This window comes from Olsenella sp. oral taxon 809 str. F0356, assembly GCF_000233535.1.
GTDB lineage: Bacteria > Actinomycetota > Coriobacteriia > Coriobacteriales > Atopobiaceae > Olsenella_I > Olsenella_I phocaeensis.
This window is the reverse complement of sequence record NZ_JH376563.1, coordinates 1,695,429-1,715,871: the sequence shown is the minus strand read 5'-3', so window position 1 is coordinate 1,715,871 and position 20,443 is coordinate 1,695,429. Positions and strand designations below refer to the sequence as shown.

Here is a 20,443-nt window from a genome sequence, read left to right as displayed (position 1 = left end):
GATGTTCAACAGCCTTTCCGACCGCCTCCAGGGAACCTTCGACAAGCTGCGCGGCAAGGGCCGCCTCACGGAGGACGACATCAACGTCGCCATGCGAGAGATCCGCATGGCCCTGCTCGAGGCGGACGTCAACTACCGCGTCGTCAAGGGCTTTGTGGCGGCGTGCAAGGAGAAGTGTCTGACCTCCGAGGTCATGGAGTCCCTCACGCCCTCGCAGAACGTGGTGCGCATCGTCCTCGACCAGCTCACGCAGCTCCTGGGCTCGACCGAGTCCAAGCTCGTCCTGGCGCAGAACCGCACGCCCAACGTGATCATGCTCGTGGGCCTGCAGGGCTCGGGCAAGACAACGGCCGCGGCGAAGCTCGCCTACCTGCTCAAGAGGCAGGGTCACAGCCCCCTGCTCGCTGCCTGCGACACCCACCGGCCGGCCGCCGCTGACCAGCTGGCGACCCTGGCGGGAGAGATCGGCGTCGGCGTCTGGCGCGGCGACGGCAAGGATGCCGTCCAGGTGGCCTCGGGAGCCATCCGGCAGGCCGTCGACCACCTCAACGACATCGTGATCGTGGACACGGCCGGCCGCCTGCAGATCGACGAGGAGATGATGCAGGAGGCCGTCGACATCAAGGCGGCCGTCAAGCCCGACCAGATCCTCATGGTGGTCGACGCCATGGCCGGCCAGGACGTGGTCAACGTCGTCTCGACCTTCGCCGAGCGCGTCGACTTCGACGGCGTGATCATGTCCAAGCTCGACGGCGACGCCCGTGGCGGCGGCGCGCTCTCGGTCCGCGAGGTCACCGGCAAGCCCATCAAGTTCGTCTCGATGGGGGAGAAGCCCGACTCCCTCGAGGTCTTCCACCCCGACCGCATGGCCAAGCGCATCCTGGGCATGGGCGACGTCGTGGGCATCATCGAGCAGGCCCAGCAGGTCGCCGACCAGCAGCAGATCGAGGACGCCGAGCGCATGCTCCGCGAGGGCTTCACCATGGACGACTACCTCTCGCAGCTGCAGCAGATCCGCAAGATGGGCGGTCTCAAGAAGATGATCGGCATGCTGCCCGGAGGAGAGCGCATGCTGCAGCAGGCGGGCGGCCAGATGGGCGACGAGCAGATCGTGCGCATCGAGTCGATCATCCGTTCCATGAGCAAGGAGGAGCGCCTCAAGCCCAAGAAGATTAACGGCCAGCGCCGCAAGCGCATCGCCGCAGGGTCGGGCCGCAGCGTCCAGGAGGTCAACCAGGTCCTCAAGCAATGGGGCGAGATGAACAAGATGATGGGCAAGATGCGGCAGATGACGGGGGCTGCCGGCATGGGCTCCAAGAAGTCCATGCGCCAGATGCGCGGGATGATGCGTAACATGGGCATGGGCGGCGGCGTGGGAGGCATGGACCTCTCGGCGCTCCAGAAGATGTACGGTGGCAAGGGCGGTCGGAAGTTCTAGCGCCATTCGCCGCAGACAACCCGGTCAAGGAGGGCCGCGCTTCGGACCGTTGGGTTCCGGGGTGCGGCCTTTTGCTCGTCTAGGTTAGCTGTGCGAGAGGTACTAGCGCCCCTCTCGCCAGGCGACTAGTAATGCACCACCACGACGTCTCCGACCTTGGCCAGGTCGTACAACTCCTCTGCCTTCGCGCTGGGGAGGTTGATGCAGCCGTGGCTGCCGTCGGTCTGGTAGATGCTCCCGCCGAACCGCGAGCGCCAGCTCGCGTCGTGGAAGGCGTAGAGGTTGTCGATGAAGGGCACCCAGTAGCTCACGTGGCTGACGTAGTCCGGCTCCCCGTCGTGGTCCTCGTCGATGCCCTTGAGGGTCTGGTTGGTACCCATGTGGGAGTTGACGGAATAGACGCCCTCCGGGGTGCCGTGGTCCTGGCTCGTGTTGCCGGAGACGAAGTCCGACTCCCAGACGAGGCTGCCGCCGTCGTACATGCGGGCGTGCTGGTTCGTGAGGTCGACGTCGATGTAGCGGTCCCCCCAGTCGGCGGCGCCACGCTTCCCGTACTGCGCGGCGGTGCTCGACCAGGGGAGCTCGACGGAGGTGGCGCTGCCGGTCCTCACGTTCTGTGCGAGGGTTTCCGCGAGCTCGGTGCCGTTGAGGTTCCAGCCGTAGCGTCCGCCACTCACCTTGATGGTGACCCCGTCGGGACGCGTGTACGTGCGCGTGGTGCCCACCGTGTCGAGCTGGCGCGAGAGCTCGCCCGTGGTCCAGGCCTTGATGGCCTCATCGTCCAGGGTGACGGAGAGGTCATCCTGGACGTGGACCCACTCGGCGATCCTGCCGGCGTCGACCGTTGCGACGGCATTGCCGTCGACCGTGAGGGTCTGGGTCGCGGCGAGGTAGGAGTTGGCAGTCTTGGCGGCCTCTGCGAGCCGCCCGTCGCCCGAGAGGATGCTGGGCTGCACGAGCGCCGACTCGTCGAGTGCGAGCGATGTAGCGCCCTCCTTGAGCGCGGAGCCGACGGCCTTGGTCACGCTCGCGGCGTCGAGGGCCGTTCCCGCCTTCTCGGGGCTCACCACGAAGCCGGAGCTCGTCGGGTCATAGCCGACCGAGGCGTTCACGGGCTGGGTGGCATGGGCGTTAACGGCGTCCACGGCCTTTCCCACCAGCTCGTCGAGCTTGGATGCGTCGAAGGAGGCCTGAGGCCGCACGTCCACCTTGCTGCCCCTGATCGCGGCGACGGGCCAGGCCCAGGCGTTGGTCTGCGCGAGCGCGTCGCGGGCGAAGACGTCGACGTCGCAGCTGAGGTCCACGTCCGACGCCGAGACCTTGAGGTCGAGTCCCTCGCCCGACACGGCGAGCGCGTAGCTGCTGGTGGCGACGGTCTGCTGTCGGGCCACGGAGGCCGGCGTCTCGAGCGAGACGTCGACGCCGTTGACCGAGGTGTTGGGCATGAAGACGTTGGACCAGACTGCGACGCCGCCCAGGTAGACCGCGGCGAGACCAGCCATCACGGCGGCCGCGACCTTGGGGGCGCGGCCGGAGCCACCCCTGCCGGGGATCTCGTCCTGGGGCGTCGGCCCGTCGGAGGGGGAGAAGTGCGAGCCGATCCTCGAGTGGCTGAGGGAGCTCAGCGCCGGGTCGGGCACGAAGGGTGTCGTCTTGGGGTCCTCTTGCAGGCTCATGGCCTCATCCCTTGGTACGTCGTCATTTCCTGCTGCATGGGTAGGGAGTAATAGTACCCTTCGGCTAGGGCATTCTTCCAATGGAGGGCGCAACGATGGCAATTCTTCGCATGGCGACGGAGGGCGACCCGCGCCTCGACCCCTACCTACGACTCACCGACCGCCAGCTCAGGAGCCTTCGCGACGAGTTGGAGGCAAGGTGCGTCCTCGAGTCTCTCAACGTCATCGAGCTGGCCGTGGGAGAGGGCCTGGAGCTCGAGTCCGTCCTCGTGGACGAGAGGCACCTGGGCACCCTGCTCGGGCGCGTCCCGCAGCTCGAGGAAGCCGGACTGCCCATCTACTGCTGCGACCGGGAGCTGCTCCAGGACGTGACGGGCATCAGCAAGTCGAGGGGATATCTCGCGGTCGCCCGCAGGCCCCGGCCCCTCTCCGCCGCCGAGGCGCTCCGTGGGGCGTGTCGCGTCGCCGTGCTCGAGAGCCTGGTCGACATCACCAACGTCGGCGCCCTCTTCCGCTCCGCGGCTGCCTTGGGGGTCGACGCGATGCTCCTCTCGCCCAGCTGTGCCGACCCGCTCAACCGACGCGCCATCAGGGTGTCCATGGGAACGGTGTTCAAGCTTCCCTGGGCCGTCGCCGAGGGCGACTGGCCCGGAGACGCCTTCGACGCTCTCCGCTCCGAGGGCTTCCACGTCACGGGCATGGCGCTCGTGGAGGGCGCCCTGCGGCTCGACGACACGTCGCTCAAGGAGCACTCGCGCCTCGCGCTCGCCTTTGGCAGCGAGGGCTGGGGGCTCAGCCGCGAGGCGCTCGCCGCCTGCGACGACTGCGCCATCATCCCGATGTCCGCGGGCGTGGACTCCCTCAACGTGGCTGCCAGCAGCGCCGTCGCCTTCTGGGAGCTCTGCGCGAGGCGCTAGGCTCGTCCCCTCCCCACGCTCCTCCATCCGCACGCCGCCCTCGCGCCGGACCTGGAGGAGCGTGCCGACAGAAAGGGCCCCGCCCTCTCCGAATAGGAAAGCGTGGGCTTGATGCCCTTCGCTTGCCAATCGGAGAGGGCGGGGCCTGGGATTGGAGCGTTGCGCTAGTCCTGCTGGTACTTGGGCGCGAAGCCGTCGTCGCGGTTGAGGATGTTCATGAACTCCTCGCCGGTGATGGTCTCCTTCTTCTGCAGGTAGTGCGAAATCTCGTGCAGCTTGAAGCGATTCTCGCGCAGGGTCCTGAGGGCGGTCTGGTGGCCCTCCTCCACGAGCGCGCGCACCTCCTCGTCCACCTCGCGGGCGGTGCCCTCCGAGCAGGTGAGCTGGGAGCCGCCACCCAGGTAGCGGTTGGTCGTCTCGCCCAGGGCGGTCATGCCGAACTTGTCCGACATACCCAGCTGGGTCACCATCGCCCGGGCGATCTTGGTGGCCTTCTCGATGTCGTTCGCGGCACCTGAGGTCATGTGGCCGAAGATCAGCTCCTCCGCCGCGCGCCCGCCGCAGAGCACGGCGATGCGCTGCTTGTACTCCTCGCGGGTGGTGAGGTAGTGCTCGTCCTCCTCCGCCTGCATGGTGAAGCCCAGGGCGCCCGAGGTGCGGGGCACGATGGTGATCTTCGAGACGGGGGCCTTGCCGTCCTGCACGGCGGCGACGATGGCATGGCCGGTCTCGTGGTAGGCGACGACCTCCTTCTCGTGCTCCGAGAGGACCGTCGACTTCTTCTTCTCGCCGGCGATGACGGTGTCCACGGACTCCTCGATGTCGGTCTGGGTGACCTTCTTGCGTCCCATGCGCACCGCGCGCAGCGCCGCCTCGTTGATCATGTTGGCGAGGTCGGCCCCCGAGGCGCCGGGGGTCTGGCGCGCCACGGCGCCGAAGTCGACGCCGCCCTCCATCTTCACGTCGTTGGCGTGGAGCTTGAGGATGGACTCGCGGCCCGCGAGGTCGGGGAGCTCGACGGGGATGCGGCGGTCGAAGCGGCCGGGGCGCAGGAGCGCCGGGTCGAGGGAGTCGGGACGGTTGGTGGCGGCGAGCACCACGATGCCCTTGTGGTTGTCGAAGCCGTCCATCTCGGCCAGGAGCTGGTTCAGGGTCTGCTCGCGCTCGTCGTTGGTGCTCAGGCCCGCGTCACGCCTCTTGCCCACGGTGTCGATCTCGTCGATGAAGATGATGCAGGGCGCCTTCTCCTTGGCCTGCTTGAAGAGGTCACGTACCTTGGCGGCGCCGCGGCCGACGAACATCTCGACGAACTCGGAGCCGCTGATGGAGAAGAAGGGCACCTTGGCCTCGCCGGCGACGGCCTTGGCGAGCAGGGTCTTGCCAGTGCCCGGAGGGCCCACGAGCAGGGCGCCCCTGGGGCAGCGCGCGCCGATCTGGTTGTACTTCTCGGGGCTCTCGAGGAAGCTCACTATCTCCTCCAAGGACTCCTTGGCCTCGTCCTGGCCGGCGACGTCCTGGAAGGTTATGCCGGTCTCCTCCCCCTTGACCTCCTTGGCGCCGGAGCGTCCGAGCCCTGCGCCTCCCAGGCCAAAGCCGCCGCCGAAGTTCATCGAGGGTCCGTCCTCGCCCATGGACTTCTTGAGCCTGCGGTTGAGCAGCCAGCCGCCGCCGAAGATGAAGAGCAGAGGGAGGCCATACGAGAGCAGCAGGTAGAGCCACACGCCGGAGCTCTGGTCGGGGATGTTTGCCGATATGTCGACGTTGTGCTGTCGAAGCTTGTCAACCAGCGTCGAGTCGCCGGGGAACTGCGTGGTCTCGTATATCTTCTCGCTGTCGCCCTCCCCGGTGGTGAAGCGGATCTTGCCGTTCGAGGTGTCGAGCTGGAGCTGCCTCACCTCGTCCGAGTCCACCATCCCGAGGAACTGGCTGTAGCTGACGCTGGTCACCTGGCTGCTCACGATGCTGGGGTAGAGCGTCGTCCGAACAGCGATGGCCAGGGCGATGGCGATGACCATGTAGAGGATCATCGACTGTCGCTTCTTCCTGTTGTCCATCTCCATCTGGCATTTCTCCTTCTGCCGTGCCTCTGGGCGCGTGCTGGTGTTCGAGCCGTGATTCCCCCGTCCCCTCGCGAGGGGTCGGTTCTGCTTTAGATACCCAAGTTGGGGCGCCTCTCCCCCGCTCCACAGGAAGTGGGGCGGGGGAGAGGCGCCTTCCCCCTGCCGCGGAAGCAGATCGCATGCGAGGCGCATTCGTGCCGGGATGCGGGCCCTCTCGCCTTCGCCCTAGGGGCGCTTGCCCTCGCCCATGCGGCCGGAGCGGTAGGCGTCGAGGAGGCGAGAGAGGTCCTGGATCTGCGCGCGAATGCTGCGCCCGGTGTCGGTGTCGGCGATCTTGAGGGGACGGTCGGCCTGCTCGATGACGGTGACGTCGCTCTCTATGTCCGCGTTCTGGTCGAGTGCCGCGTCCACGCCCTGGAAGGGCTCGTGCGCCTTGATGCGCATGCCGCCCGCGCCGAAGATGAGCGTGTAGCCCGCGATGCCGGTCTTCTTGTGGTAGGCATGGCAAAAGCCGCCGTCTATCACGAGGAGCTTCCCCCCGGCGCGGCAGGGGCTCTCGCCCGCGCGCGCCCTCACGGGGGTGTGGCCGTTGATGATGTGCGAGTGTCTCCCTGTGAGTCCGAACTCCGCGAGCACGCGCTCGCAGACCTCAGGGGAGTTGGTCAGACGGTAGTAGGGGTCCTCCGGCTCCTCCCACGTCGCGCGGTCGGCCACGAAGGTGCGCTCGAAGGTCTTGACGACGCGGCCCGAGAGCGGGGAGTGCCGGCCGCACCAGAGGTACCACATCCAGTCCAGCGCGGGCTGGTCCCCCCGCGTCCACGCGCGGCGCGCGATGCGGTCGCAGAAGTCCATGTACCCGCGGCCCGCGTACTTGACGCCCTCGCCCGTGACGGTGCTGGGGCGCCCGTCCTCGTCGAGCGGCAGGCAGCCATGGAAGAGCAGGTTGCCGTTGCGCACGAGGTAGAGGCTGCCGTGCTCGTAGAGGAAGGCGACGTGGCGACGCAGGCGGTCGCTCGCGCGGAAGGACTTGACCAGGCCGCGCACGACCTCGGCCTCCTCGGGGTCGAGCTCGTAGGGGTGGGCCGTGTTGATGGTGGGGAAGTCGCAGGTCCTGAGCTCGTGCTCCTGTCCGCCGATGGCCACCGTGCCGTCCACCACGTCGATCTTGTCCAGGAGCAGGCGGTCCTGCATGCCGAAGTCGGGGTGCCTCTGGATGAGCTGGCCCTCGAGCTTGAAGAGGATCACGCTGATGGCCTTCTCCATGGGGGAGATGACGTCATAGTCCACATAGGTCTTCTCGGCGAAGAGGGCGAGCTGGCGCAGGCTGATGCCATAGGCGCTCTCGAGCACCTCGAGGGTGCGATAGCGCACGTTGGCGCGGACGACGGCGGCCACGCAGGCCTCGGAGCCGGCCGCCGCGCCCATCCAGCAGATGTCGTGGTTGCCCCACTGGATGTCGAGCGAATGGTAGGCCATCAGGCGCTCGATGATCTTGTCGGCGTGCGCGCCCCGGTCGAAGAGGTCGCCTACCACGTGCAGGTGGTCGACGGCGAGTCGCTTGATGAGCGAGCTCAGCGACACGAGGAAGTCATCGGTGGAACCTGTGCCCACGATCGACGAGATGATCTGCTCGTGGTACTCGTGGCGGCTCGTCTCTCCCTGGCCGGAGGCGTGCAGCAGCTCGTCGATGATGTAGGCGTACTCGACGGGCATCGCCTTGCGCACCTTGGAGCGGGTGTAGAAGCCCGAGAGGTAGCGGGCAAGGCGCACCAGGCGGAAGAGCGTCGCCGCATACCACTCGTCGGTGTTGGCGCCCGCCGCGCGCACGCGGGCGAGCTTCTGCTTGGGATAGTAGATAAGGGTGCAGAGGTCGGCGCGCTGGCCGCTCCCGAGCTCGGTCGCGAAGATGCGGTCCACCTGCTCGCGGATGACGCCGGAGCAGTTGTTGAGGATGTGCTCGAAGGCTTCGTCCTCGCCGTGGACGTCGCTCATGAAGTGCTCGGTGCCCTTGGGCAGGTTGAGGATGGCCTCGAGGTTGATGATCTCGGTGAAGGCCGAGCGCATGGTGGGGAAGTTCTGCGAGAGGAGCCTGAGGTAGCGGAGGTCGTCAGGGCCTCCGTGAGCCTCGTCCGCCGTCGTGCCCGTCGGTTCCAGAGCCTCGCCTGCCAAGGTGTCCCGCCCTTCTCCCCGTCGCGGCCGCGCCAGCTGGGACGAGGCCGCGGAACTCTTGTGCCATGTGCCCATCGTTGGGGACGGCGGCGTCTCTTTCAATGCGCAAGCTGTGGATTTTCGTGCGTGGTAGCCTACGGGCGGCATGGGCGCCGCTTGGCTGCGTGGTCGTGGCGCTTGTGTGGCGTCGGGCTCCGGTGGCGTCAGGCCATCCGTCTTGCCTTTCGACACGGAATTCGCGCGATTCTCGTCAAAAAGCGTGGCAAAAGACAAGATGGATGGCTGGACCCGCCCATCGACCGCCTTGCCGTCGCGTACGGAGCGGCTCTTCGACCATGTCAGCGGCCACCTTCCGGCTCGCGCGCCAGCCGGCTCCTCGGCCAGACCCGCTTGCAGCGCAGCCTCCAGCCGCCAAGCTCCATGGGACGCCACTCTTCCCTGAAGGGGCTTCGCAGGCGAGAGGGGCGTCCCGGCCGCGGGATGCCGTAGCGTTCCAGGAGCGACTCGAAGAAGCCCAGCCTGCAGACGTCCGCAAACGAGAAGCGCATGACGCGCACGCCCGCGGCGCTCAGCCTCGACTCGCGCAACCGTTCCTCCGCCAGTACCTCGATGGCACTGCGGCCCTTCGTCATTTGCGGGTTCACGTACTTCTCGCGCCCGTCCAGCTCGCCGGCGACCCTGTTCCCGTCCGGCAGCGTCCAGAGGAAGTCGACCCGGTAGTCGCGTCCGGGGGCGAACGGGTCCGGCACCTCGACCTGCAGCTCCGGAAGCTCGAAGCCGAGCTCGAGCATCGCTGCGCGGGCGATGGACTCCCCGCCGCTCTCGGCGCGGGGGTCGGCGTGCCGCAGGATGCCAAGCGCCCGGCGGAGTCCCGGCTCGCCGTGATGGAGGGCGATCAGGCGGTCGGCGAGGGTCTCCCAGTCGTCCAGTCCCATGGCCGCCATGCCCGAGTCCGCCACCGCGAGGCCGTCCCTGAAGCCAAGCCTCCTCAGGCAGTCGTAGACGCTCTGCGCAAGGTCGGTGACGTGGACGCCGTCTTTCCAGCACGCCCCTCGTGCCGACGTCGCGTGCCGAACGATTGCTCCGGTGCTTCTCGTGGGCGAGCCAGGGCTGCTCAGGACGTGGAGGGTCCCGACCTCCCGGAGGGGCACCGACAGCCCATGGGCCAGCGCCGCGGACACGTCGCAGAACACCCAGCCGGGATGCCTGGCGCAGAGCGCCCTCATCTTCCAGAGGGCCCTTTCCGGCTCTGTCAGCGCGGCCCAGGCGCTCGTGCGGACGTAGAGGCCATGATGAGGGGAGACCAGCGCGCCCTTGGCTCGCAGCCTCTGCAGCTTTGCCGCGTCCGCCCTCGTGTCGGCATGGACGAGTCTGCGCTCGCGCTCTCCGGCGTCGAGCAGCTTGCCAATCCTCTGGTCCGCGTCGCGCGACATCTCCGCTCCCCCTCCTCGTGCCCTGTGCTTGCTTGGGAGGCAAAGATACCTGTGGGAGGCGTCGTGCGCCTGCGTGAAGCTGCACGATGCCCGCAGGCGAGAGCCGCAGCCTCCTCTCAGGCGCCATTGCCAGGAGCCGCCCGACGCACCATCTTGTTTTTCGCCACAGAATGTGAGCGATTCTCGCCAAAAAGCGTGGCAATAGACAAGATGGACGACCGGGCGTCCGAAAGGCGGCGGGTCTGGCAGGCGACGGCCGGCCGGGCAGCCGAAAGATGGCGGCCTCGGCAGGCGACGGCCGGCCGCATGTGGTGAGCCTGGCGGACCTTGGACGACCGCCCCGCGTACCGCCGGCGTGGAGGGTCCGTTCGCCCGCGCATTGCTACCGCCTGCGTGCTATCATCTCTCCCATCAAAAGCTGTGAAGGGGAAGAGTACCCGGGGCAGCGTGGCCAACAGAGAGCGACGAGGCTGAGAAGTCGCGACCACGTCCCGGAGAACATCACCCCGGAGCCGCGGCCCCAAAGCGGGCGCGACCGGCAACGGGTCGCACGCTCGCGAGTAGGCGCCGTCGGAGTGGCCGCCGTCACAGGCCAGCCGAGTTTGGCGGATTTCCGCTCGCTGGGTGGTCACAAGCGAAGTGTCGTGCGAGCGCTTCGTCCCAGCAGGAGGGACGGGCGCTTTTTTCATGCGTCCGGAGGGGACGCACCCGCGGCGCGCGGGGGCGAAGGGCACGAGAGGAAGGGCGCGAGCGTGGCAAACGAGTACAAGAAGACGATGAACCTCCCCAAGACGGGGTTCCCCATGAGGGCGGGCCTGGCCCAGAACGAGCCGAAGCGCCTGGCCGAGTGGGAGGCCAACGACGTCTACGGGCAGATGCTCAAGAAGAACGAAGGCCACGACAAGTTCGTGCTCCACGACGGCCCTCCCTACGCCAACGGCCCCATCCACCTGGGACACGCGCAGAACAAGATTTCGAAGGACATCATCAACCGCTACTGGTCCATGCGGGGCTACCAGACCCCCTACGTGCCCGGTTGGGACTGCCACGGCCAACCCATCGAGCACAAGGTCGAGGAGATGCTGGGCACCGAGAAGTTCAACCAGCTTCCCACGGAGAAGATCCGCGAGCTCTGCCGCAAGATGGCCGTCGAGCAGGTCGACACCCAGCGCCAGGGCTTCAAGCGCCTGGGCGTCCTCGCCGAGTGGGACAACCCCTACCTAACCTACGTCAACGACTATGACGCCACCGACGTGGAAATCTTCAAGGCGATCTTCGACAAGGGCGCCATCTACCGCGGCCGCAAGCCCGTGCACTGGTGCACCCACTGCCACACGGCGCTCGCCGAGGCGGAGATCGAGTACTCCGACGAGGTCTCGCCCGCCATCTTCGTCCGCTTCCGGATGACCACCGCGCCAGCCGGCCTCGAGCCCTATGCCGACTCGCTCTTCGTCGACATCTGGACCACGACGCCCTGGACGCTTCCTGCCGACGACGCCGTCATCCTCCATCCCGAGGCGAGCTACGTCGCCGTGCGGGTCGACGGCAGGGTCGAGCTCATGGCAGAGGCCCTGCAGGAGAGGTGCTGCGCCAAGTTTGGCTACGAGGGCGTCGAGCTCGTGCGCGACGCCGACGGCGAGCCCTGGCACGCGACGGGCACCGAGCTCCAGGGCAACCGCTACAGGCAGCCGATCTTCGGCGACCAGGGCGAGGAGGGCGTGTTCATCTTTGCCGACTACGTCACCCTGGACGACGGCACTGGCATCGTGCACAGCGCCCCCGGTCACGGCGTGGACGACTACAACGCCGGCATGCGCTTCGGCGTGCCCGTGGTCATGCCTGTCGACGACGACGGCCGCTTCTACGTGGGAGACGGCATGGGGACCGGCGGCCCCTGGGGCGGCATGGAGGTCAACGAGGCCAACCCCAAGATCATCGAGTGGCTCGACGAGCGCGGCGCGCTGATCCTCCACGAGGACATCAACCACAGCTACCCCCACTGCTGGCGCTGCAAGAACCCGGTCATCTTCCGTGCCACCAGCCAGTGGTTCGTCTCCATGGACAAGACCGGCCTCAGGAGGCAGGCGCTCGAGGAGCTCTCGCACGTCGACTTCTATCCCGCGCACTCCGTCAAGCGCATCGGCTCCATGGTCGAGGGCCGTCCGGACTGGTGCATCAGCCGCCAGCGCAACTGGGGCGTGCCCATCCCCGCCTACACCTGCCAGGACTGCGGCGAGACCGTGATGAACGACCAGACCCTCGATGCCGTGATCGAGCTCTTCCGCGAGCGGGGCTCCGACTGCTGGTTCACCGAGGACCCCGCCAGCTACCTGGGCGACGCCTGCGTCTGCCCCAAGTGCGGAGGGCACCATCTCAAGACCAACAAGGACATCCTGGACGTCTGGTGGGACTCCGGCGTGAGCCACACCGCCGTCTGCCGTCACCGCGACAACCTGCAGTTCCCCGCGGACATGTACCTCGAGGGCTCCGACCAGCACCGCGGTTGGTTCATGAGCTCGCTCATGACCTCCGTCGGCGCGTATGGCGTGGCCCCCTACAAGTCCGTGGTGAGCCAGGGCTTCACCCTGGACGGCAAGGGCCGCAAGATGTCCAAGTCCCTGGGCAACGTGATCGACCCCAACGCCGAGTGCGACACCCGCGGCGCCGACATCCTGCGCCTCTGGGTCTCGTCCGTCGACACCTCGACCGACGTCCCCTGCGACGACAGCATCCTCGAGCACGTGGGCGACGCCTACCGCAAGATCCGCAACACCCTCCGCTTCCTCCTGGGGGAGCTCGAGGGCCAGTTCGACCTCGCGGCCGACGGCCTGCCCGTCGAGGGGCTCCTGCCGTACGACCGCCTCGCCCTCGCCCGCATGTGCCAGGTGCACGATGAGGTCTCGCGCGCCTACGAGGGCTACCGGTTCAACGTGGTCTACCGCACCCTGTACGACTACATCATCACCGAGCTCTCCAACGACTACCTCAACGCGACGAAGGACCGCAGCTACTGCGGCGCCCCCGGCAGCGTCGAGCGTCGGAGTGCCCAGACCGTCTGGTCGTATGTCCTCTCCATGCTGGTCCACGACTTCCAGCCCATCCTCGCCTACACCACTGACGAGGCCATGGTGTTCTTGCCCGAGTCCCTGCGCGACGGCCAGCGCTACGCCGCGCTCCTCGACTGGTTCCAGGCACCGATGCAGGCGTCGGAGTACGAGCCGCTCCTCGCCACGTACCAGGCGATTGTCGACGCCCGCGGCGCCTTCACCAAGGCCTATGACGAGGCGCTCGCCTCCGGCGTGGTGAGCGAGAAGACCACCCAGGCCACGCGCGCCGAGCTCACCCTGACCAAGGACGCCTTCGCGCTCCTCGCAGGCGATGGCGCCCCCGACCTCGCCGAGGCCTTCGTGTGCTCCGAGGTCTGCGTCCACGAGGGAGAGGCGCTCTCCTGCGAGGTCCTTCCCGCCAACGGGGAGAAGTGCCCCCGCTGCTGGAACTGGCGCGAGCTGGGCGAGGATGGACTCTGCGCGCGCTGCTCCTCCGTCGTCGGCGCGACAGAGTAGGAGGGCTGACGTGGACGCCACGAGGCCCCTGTCCCGTCGCGGAATGCGCTCCGTGGCCCTCCTCCTTGCTGTGTGCCTCGTCGTGGTGGTCGACCAGGCGGTCAAGGCCGCGGTGCGCGCCCTCTATCCGGTGGGGGAGGGGGAGACGCTGATTCCCGGCGTGCTCGACCTCCTGCACGTGGAGAACACGGGCGCCGCCTTCAGCATGGCGCGCGGCATGGGCCCGCTGCTGGTGGTCATAGCCATCGCGGTCCTCGCCGGCTGCGTGGCCCTGGTTTGGAGGGAGGACATCCCGCTGCCCCTTGCCGTTGCCATCGGCTGCGTCGCCGGTGGGGGAGTGGGCAACATGATCGACCGCCTCTTCCAGGGCTCTGTGACCGACTTCCTCGCCACGCGCTTCGTGGACTTCCCGGTGTTCAACGTCGCGGACGTCTTCGTGACCTGCGGAGTGGCCGTCTCCGTCGTGGGCTACTACCTCTGGGACCTGAGGGGGGAGAGGGGCCCCTCTGCGACGTAGGCCGTCGAACAGTCATGCCAGCGAAGCGCAGGGCCCGCAGCCACATGGCTGCGGGCCCTGCGCTTCACATGGTCTTGCGACCTGGGCGGCACGTCCCTCTCCCCGCATCCTAGATCGAGGCGGAGTGCGTGGACGTCGGCTTGACGAGGCCCTTCTCCGCCGCGCGCCTGCGGGCGAAGATGCCCAGGCGCGAGAGGGCGAAGGCAGGTCCGTTGGTGCACCAGCTGTAGAAGAACTCGCCCACGAGGCTCCTGAGGTAGGGGAGGTCGCTGAAGGGGACCGGCTCGTAGCCGGAAAGCCTGAAGTAGGTGCGCTTGAAGGAGCCCGAGAGCGTGACTATCGATGCCACGACCTTGGGGTCCATGCGCCTGAACATCTGGCTGATCCACTCCCTGACCTCGGGGACCTCGAGCCCGAACTCGTCGATGGCGGCACCCGCGTAGCGGAAGCCGATCACATAGAAGGACCTCAGGATGCCCTCGTCGGTGACGCCGCAGCGCTCGATGACGTCGGCCATGTCGTTCCAGCGCTCGAACGAGAGCCCCGCCTTCCTGAGCACCGACGAGGAGCCGGGAAGGTCCTCTCGGTAGCAGTAGAAGGGCTCGTTTATGTAGACGATGGACTTGGCCAGGACGCAGGTCTGGATCAGGAAGGGGTTGTCCACCCAGCCGGCGCCGGGCACCTCCATGAAGCGTATGTCGTTCTGCGTCAGGAAGTCGCGCCGGTAGATGGCGGACCAGATCGAGGGGTGGTGCTGGATGAGGCGGGGGCAGTCCGCGAGCGTGAAGGGCTCGTCCTCGGGCTTGATGCGACCGTAGTAGGAGCACATGTAGAGGTGCTCCTGCGGGGTCGTGGGCATCCAGACACGTATGTAGGGCGTCTTGACCATGTCGGGCAGGCCGTGGCGCTCGGCGCACTCGAACATGACGTCGAACATGTGGGGGCGCAGGTAGTCGTCGGGCTCCAGGATGCCGACGTAGGTCCCGCGCGCCTCGGAGATCCCGCGGTTCATGTTGGCGCCGTAGCCCGAGTTCTCCTTGTCGATGACGCGCACGCGGGGGTCGCGCGCCTCGTGCTCGCGCATGATGGCCAGCGAGCCGTCGGTGGAGCCGTCGTTCACGACGATGACCTCGAGCGAGCAGCGGTCATTTGCCTCGAGCGAGCTCAGCGCCTGGTCCAGGAAGGCCTCGGTGTTGTAGCAGGGGACGATGACGCTGACGTCGATGCCGTCCTGCGCCGTCCTCGTCGGGGCCACGTCTGTCATGCTCTCTTCCGTTTCTGGGCGAAGGCGCCGCCCGGTCGCGTCCAAAGGGGTTCGAAGGCGAGAACGTCCGCGCCCTCGCCTGGTGCGCGCGGCCAGCCCCTAGCCGGCCAGCCGCTTGTAGGCGTCGCAGACCTCGTCGGTGGGGCCCACCATCCGCATCTTGCCCTTCTCGATCCAGCAGACGCGGTCGCAGATGCGCTCCACCAGGTCGATGGAGTGGCTCACGAGCAGCACGGTGACGCCGTCCGACTGGACGAGCTCCTTGATGCGGCGCTCGCACTTCTTCTGGAAGAGGAAGTCGCCCACGGAGAGCGTCTCGTCGACGATCAGGATGTCGGGCTCGGTGATGGTCGCGATGGAGAAGGCGATGCGCGCCACCATGCCGCTGGAGTAGTTCTTGAGCGGCATGTCCATGAAGTTCTGGAGCTCGGCGAACTCGACGATGTCCTGGAAGTGGGCGTCGATGAACTCCTTGCGGTACCCCAGGAGCGCGCCGTTGAGGTAGATGTTCTCCTTGGCCGTGAGGTCCATGTCGAAGCCCGCGCCGAGCTCGATGAGGGGCGCGATGGTGCCCGTGACCTTGCAGCTGCCCTCGCTGGCGTCCAGCACGCCCGCGATGATCTTGAGCATGGTGGACTTGCCGGAGCCGTTGGTCCCCACGAGGCCGAAGGCCTCGCCGCGCTTGACCTCGAAGTCGATGTGGTCGAGCGCGCGGAACTCCTTGAACTTGAGCTCGTGTCGGGCGAGGGCGAGGAAGTACTCCTTGAGTGAGTTGAACTGCTCGGACGCGATGTTGAAGATCATCGAGACGTCTTTGACCTCGACCACGCTGGGCGCGTCCGCCGAGGGCAGGGGAGGCCTCCTGAAGCTCTCGTCCTCCTGGACGGTGACCCAGCGCGACGCCTCCATCACGACACCCGTGTGCTTGTGCCGCACGCTGACGCAGAGCCAGAACGAGCCGGTCTGCGGCGGGATGAAGCCCCATTGGGACTGGTCGTCGTAGACGCCGGAGCTGCCGTGGAGCGGCCCGTCCTCCTCCACGTCGAGCGACCAGCGATAGCGGAACTCGAGGTCCGTCCACTCCACGGCTCCCTCCACGTGGGCTGTCGCGAAGATGGGGGTCGCGTCGTCGACCGTGTCGGCCGAGAGCTTGAGGGTCACGCCCCAGCCGGGCCCCTCGGGGCTCGCTGGCGTCGCGCCGGAAACGTTGCTGCTGGTCTCGGACACGAGCTGCTCCTAGATGTAGAGGATGAACTTGCGCTCGTTCTTGCGGAAGACGAGCGCGCCGACCGCGAGCGAGACGACGGCGCAGCCCGCGCAGGCGAGGTTGAGCTTGAGGGAGGGCATGCGCCCGTAGAGGACGAGCTCCCTGATGTAGCGCACGTAGTGGTACATGGGGTTGAAGACCTCGAGGGAGCGGAGCCAGCCGGGAAGGATCTCCTCCGCGTAGAAGAGCGGCGTGGCATAGGTCCAGGCGGTGAGCACGACGCCCCAGAGGTGCATCACGTCGCGGAAGAAGACCGAGGCGGCGGAGAGGAGCAGCGAGAGGCCGGCGCAGAAGGTCCCCAGGTAGAGGACAAGGAGGGGCAGCATCAGGACGTAGACGGTGGGGGAGATGCCCACGAAGCCCATGACGAGCGCGACGGCGATGAGCGAGAAGACGAAGTTCACGACGGCGAAGAGGACCTTCTCGATGGGGAAGACCCAGCGGTCGATCTTGACCTTCTTGAGGAGCGACGCAGCCCCTATGATCGACGACATGCCCTGGCTCGTGGACTCGCTCATGAGCGAGAAGGTCACGTTGCCCAGGATGATGTAGAGCGGGAAGCTCGGGATGCCCTCCGCGGAGCGGCCGGCCAGGGCGGAGAACACCACCGCCATGACCGCCATCATCATGAGCGGGTTGAGGACGCTCCATGCGACGCCCAGGGCGCTGCGGCGATACTTGAGCTTGAAGTCCTTCGACACGAGCTGGCGCAGGATCGAGGCGTTGCGCTCGCCGGCGGGATACCACGCGTCCTCTCGGGATGTCCTCTGGGCCTTGGGCACGCCTGTGCTCGGAGCTTCTTCCAAGGTTCCTCCTGGGTATGAAATGCCTGCCCACATGCAGGTAGATGCCATGTTCGCACTAATCCTTTTGATGCTATCACACCAACGGCGGTCTCATGCAAACGCCAGACGGCACCAGGCGACGGGCATGCGGCCCGCCCATGGAAAAGGCCCGCGGGAACGAGTCCCACGGGCCTGATGCGTCTGGCTCCCCGGGCAGGATTCGAACCTGCGACACGCTGATTAACAGTCAGCTGCGCTACCACTGCGCCACCGGGGAATTCGTCGTGCGCTGTGCACGGGTGACCAGTATAGCCAAGAGAGACGGTCCTGCAAGCATGAATTTCTGGATTTTTTTCGCCCGAGGGGCAGGTCTGGCAAGGGTGGCGAATCGCCCTTGCCAGCCGACGGAATTCGTGTATCGTTCTCCTTGACCTTTAAGCGCGGTACGAGATACCGGTAAGGTGCGGGACCGATGCGTCCCTACATAGCCTCATCCCAGGTGTCTTGTACCGTCGACAGACGGTCAGGGCATTTTTTTCTAGTTCTGGGAGGAGAGCAATGGAACAGTCCAGACCCAAGGCGACCATCATGGACGGCCAGGCGATGGAGCGGGCGGTGACCCGCATAGCCCACGAGATAATCGAGCACAACGAGGGGGCCCAGCACATCGCGCTGGTCGGCATCATCCGTCGCGGAGAGACCCTGGCCAACAGGCTCGCCGAGGCCATCGAGAGGATCGAGGGCTCGCGTCCCCAGATCGGGTCGTTGGACATCAGCTTCTACCGTGACGACGTCATGCGCAACATCGCGCCCGTGCTGCACGCCACCAACATCCCCTTCTCGGTCGACGGCAAGGACATCGTCCTCGTGGACGACGTCCTCTACACCGGTCGCACGGTGCGCTCTGCCCTCAACGCGCTCATGGACTACGGCCGCCCCAAGACCGTCCAGCTGGCGGTCATGGTCGACCGCGGGCACCGCGAGCTGCCCATCCGAGCCGACTACGTGGGCAAGAACGTGCCCTCCTCCCACGAGGAGGACGTGCGCGTCTGCGTGGAGGCCCTCGACGGCCGCGACAGCGTCGAGATCTGGGACGTCAACAGCGAGAAGAACTCCGGAGGTGCCAGGTAAATGCTCTCGGTCAAGCATCTCATCGACACGTACAGCCTCACTGCCGATGACATAACGCAGATCCTCGACACGGCCGCCTCCTTCGAGTCGGTCAACAACCGCGCCATCAAGAAGGTCCCCGCCCTGCGCGGCCGCACCATCGTCAACCTCTTCCTCGAGCCCTCCACCCGCACCAAGAGCTCCTTCGAGCTGGCCGAGAAGCGCCTCTCGGCGGACAGCCTGAGCATGGGGGGCTCCACCTCGTCGGTCGTCAAGGGAGAGAGCCTGGCGGACACCATCCAGACCATCGACGCCATGAACGTCGACATGTTCATCTGCCGCGCCAAGCTGGCGGGCACCCCGCAGAAGATCACCGAGAACACCGACGCCGTGGTGATCAACGCCGGCGACGGGAAGCACCAGCATCCGACGCAGGCGATGCTCGACCTCTACACCATCCGCAAGAACTTCGGGCACCTGGACGGGCTGAAGGTCGCCATCGTGGGCGACCTCGCGCACAGCCGCGTCTGCGGGTCGCTGGCGCCCGCGCTCAAGACCATGGGCGCCGACGTCACGCTGGTCGGCCCCCCGACCTTCCAGGTGGACGACCCCGACTGGTTTGGCTGCCCCCAGACCGCGAGCCTCGACGAGGTCATCGAGGACATGGACGTCGTCTACATGCTCCGCGTGCAGCTGGAGCGCATGGAGGGCGCGGCGATTCCCTCCCGCCGCGAGTACAACCGCCTCTACGGCCTTGACATGAAGCGCGTGAGCCGCATGAAGGACGATGCGATCATCTGCCACCCCGGCCCCATGAACCGCGGCATGGAGATCAACGCCGACGTGGCCGACTGCGCGCGCTCGAGGATCCTCGACCAGGTCAATGCCGGTGTCCTCACCCGCATGGCCGAGATGTACCTGCTTCTGGGAGGAGAGAACAATGCCGTTTCTGCTTAAGGCTGCCCACGTCGTCGACCCTCAGCTTGGCCTGGACGACGTCCGTGACGTGCTCGTGGACGACAAGGAGGTCGTCGCGGTCAAGGAGTCGCTCGAGGCCCCCGAGGGCTGCGAGGTCATCGACTGCTCCGGCAAGTACCTCCTTCCCGGTCTGGTGGACATGCACGTCCACTTCCGCGACCCCGGCTTCGAGTACAAGGAGACCCTCGAGACCGGCGCCCGCGCGGCCACGCACGGCGGCTTCACCGACGTCGCCACGATGCCCAACACCGACCCCGTGATCGACACCGGCACCGGCGTGCGCTACCAGATCGACCGCGCGCACGCCGCGGGGCTCTGCCACGTGCGTCCTATCGGGGCCCTGACCCGCGGACAGAGGGGCGAGGCCCTGGCCGAGATCGGCGACATGGTGATGGAGGGCGCCTGCGCCTTCTCCGACGACGGGCACGGAGTCCAGAGTGCCGGCATCATGCGCACCTGCATGGACTACGTCTCCCAGTTCGACCGCGTGGCCATCGCGCACTGCGAGGACGAGTCGCTCACGGCACACGGCGTCATCAACGAGGGCAGGGCCTCCACGAGGCTCGGCATGTTCGGCTGGCCCGCGCTGGGCGAGGAGATGGAGATCTATCGCGACATCGAGCTCTGCCGACTCACCGGCTGCCCGCTGCACATCGCGCACATCTCGACGAAGAAGGGGCTCGACCTTGTCAAGGCCGCCAAGGCTGAGGGCCTGCCCGTCACCTGCGAGGTGACCCCGCACCACCTCTTCCTCAACGAGGACGACATCACCGACGCCTACGACACCAACCTCAAGATGAACCCACCCCTGCGCCTTCCCTCCGACATGGAGGCGCTGGTCGAGGGCATCCTGGACGGGTCGATCGACTGCGTCGTGACCGACCATGCCCCCCACGCCCAGCACGAGAAGGACTGCGAGTGGGAGATAGCCTTCTTTGGCACCGTCGGGCTCGAGACCTCGCTTCCCCTCATGCTTACTCACCTTGTGCGCACGGGCCGCATGAGCTGGGATCGCCTGGTCGAGGTCATGGCGGTCAACCCGCGCCGCATCCTCAGGCTGCGCCCCGTCCGCGTCGAGGCGGGGTCGCGCGCGGACCTCACGCTGGTCGACCCCGAGCTCGAGGTCAAGGTGGACGAGGACTACCTCCAGGGGCTCTCGAAGAACTCCGCCTTCCTGGGGCAGACCCTCGTCGGTGCCGCCACGGACGTCTTCGTGGACGGTCGCCGCACCCTGGTCGATGGCGTCGTCGCCTAGCCTGGGCCTCT

At 67.0% G+C, this 20,443-nt stretch carries 14 protein-coding genes and 1 tRNA gene; 7 read left to right on the top strand and 8 right to left on the bottom strand.

The window, feature by feature from the left end; genetic code table 11:
• The first annotated feature begins 1 nt into the window (after position 1).
• On the top strand, positions 2-1,438 hold the full coding sequence (gene ffh / locus HMPREF1008_RS07765) for a signal recognition particle protein (protein ID WP_009279311.1): 1,437 nt from the start codon (positions 2-4) through the stop codon (positions 1,436-1,438).
• A gap of 125 nt (positions 1,439-1,563) precedes the next feature.
• Here the strand turns inward: ffh and HMPREF1008_RS07760 are convergent, their stop codons facing one another.
• Positions 1,564-3,114, bottom strand: coding sequence for a L,D-transpeptidase family protein (locus HMPREF1008_RS07760; protein ID WP_009279310.1), 1,551 nt, complete (start codon positions 3,112-3,114; stop codon positions 1,564-1,566).
• A 95-nt stretch (positions 3,115-3,209) separates the two neighbouring features.
• Between HMPREF1008_RS07760 and HMPREF1008_RS07755 the strand changes: the two genes are divergently transcribed.
• A complete protein-coding gene (locus HMPREF1008_RS07755) occupies positions 3,210-4,031 on the top strand; it encodes an RNA methyltransferase (RefSeq protein ID WP_009279309.1) in 822 nt (273 codons plus the stop codon).
• A 164-nt stretch (positions 4,032-4,195) separates the two neighbouring features.
• Here HMPREF1008_RS07755 and ftsH read toward each other — a convergent pair whose 3' ends face one another.
• The 3 genes from ftsH to HMPREF1008_RS07740 all read right to left on the bottom strand — a co-directional run bounded on the left by ftsH (position 4,196) and on the right by HMPREF1008_RS07740 (position 9,693).
• On the bottom strand, positions 4,196-6,091 hold the full coding sequence (gene ftsH / locus HMPREF1008_RS07750; protein ID WP_009279308.1) for an ATP-dependent zinc metalloprotease FtsH: 1,896 nt from the start codon (positions 6,089-6,091) through the stop codon (positions 4,196-4,198).
• A gap of 225 nt (positions 6,092-6,316) precedes the next feature.
• Positions 6,317-8,260, bottom strand: a complete 1,944-nt coding sequence (locus tag HMPREF1008_RS07745) for a fructose-bisphosphatase class III (protein ID WP_009279307.1) — start codon at positions 8,258-8,260, stop codon at positions 6,317-6,319.
• 338 nt (positions 8,261-8,598) lie between these two features.
• The gene (locus HMPREF1008_RS07740) at positions 8,599-9,693 is read right to left on the bottom strand and encodes a hypothetical protein (RefSeq protein ID WP_009279306.1); all 1,095 of its coding nucleotides are present in this window, start codon (positions 9,691-9,693) and stop codon (positions 8,599-8,601) included.
• A gap of 752 nt (positions 9,694-10,445) precedes the next feature.
• Here HMPREF1008_RS07740 and ileS point away from each other — a divergent pair.
• Both ileS and lspA read left to right on the top strand, forming a co-directional pair.
• Positions 10,446-13,256 carry an isoleucine--tRNA ligase gene (gene ileS, locus HMPREF1008_RS07735; protein ID WP_040656777.1) on the top strand — a complete coding sequence of 937 codons (2,811 nt, stop codon included), beginning with the start codon at positions 10,446-10,448 and terminating at the stop codon, positions 13,254-13,256.
• 10 nt (positions 13,257-13,266) lie between these two features.
• The gene (gene lspA / locus HMPREF1008_RS07730; protein ID WP_009279304.1) at positions 13,267-13,773 is read left to right on the top strand and encodes a signal peptidase II; all 507 of its coding nucleotides are present in this window, start codon (positions 13,267-13,269) and stop codon (positions 13,771-13,773) included.
• A gap of 109 nt (positions 13,774-13,882) precedes the next feature.
• On the opposite strand, the gene HMPREF1008_RS07725 is transcribed toward lspA, so the two are convergent.
• From HMPREF1008_RS07725 to HMPREF1008_RS07710, 4 genes are all read right to left on the bottom strand, one after another.
• Positions 13,883-15,037, bottom strand: a complete 1,155-nt coding sequence (locus tag HMPREF1008_RS07725) for a glycosyltransferase (RefSeq protein WP_009279303.1) — start codon at positions 15,035-15,037, stop codon at positions 13,883-13,885.
• 99 nt (positions 15,038-15,136) lie between these two features.
• On the bottom strand, positions 15,137-16,264 hold the full coding sequence (locus HMPREF1008_RS10285; RefSeq protein WP_009279302.1) for an ABC transporter ATP-binding protein: 1,128 nt from the start codon (positions 16,262-16,264) through the stop codon (positions 15,137-15,139).
• A 9-nt stretch (positions 16,265-16,273) separates the two neighbouring features.
• Entirely contained in the window at positions 16,274-17,110 is an 837-nt protein-coding gene (locus HMPREF1008_RS07715; RefSeq protein ID WP_009279301.1) for an ABC transporter permease, read from the bottom strand.
• A 181-nt stretch (positions 17,111-17,291) separates the two neighbouring features.
• Positions 17,292-17,366 (bottom strand) — tRNA-Asn (locus tag HMPREF1008_RS07710).
• Between the two features lie 281 nt (positions 17,367-17,647).
• On the opposite strand from HMPREF1008_RS07710, the gene pyrR reads away from it, so the two are divergent.
• From pyrR to HMPREF1008_RS07695, 3 genes are read left to right on the top strand one after another with little or no spacing between them, the layout of a single operon-like run.
• Entirely contained in the window at positions 17,648-18,220 is a 573-nt protein-coding gene (gene pyrR / locus HMPREF1008_RS07705) for a bifunctional pyr operon transcriptional regulator/uracil phosphoribosyltransferase PyrR (RefSeq protein ID WP_009279300.1), read from the top strand.
• Positions 18,221-19,156 (top strand): aspartate carbamoyltransferase catalytic subunit, encoded by a 936-nt coding sequence (locus HMPREF1008_RS07700; protein WP_009279299.1) that lies wholly within the window; start codon positions 18,221-18,223, stop codon positions 19,154-19,156.
• Positions 19,140-20,432, top strand: a complete 1,293-nt coding sequence (locus tag HMPREF1008_RS07695; RefSeq protein WP_009279298.1) for a dihydroorotase — start codon at positions 19,140-19,142, stop codon at positions 20,430-20,432. Before HMPREF1008_RS07700 ends, HMPREF1008_RS07695 begins: the two co-directional genes overlap by 17 nt.
• Positions 20,433-20,443 lie beyond the last annotated feature (11 nt).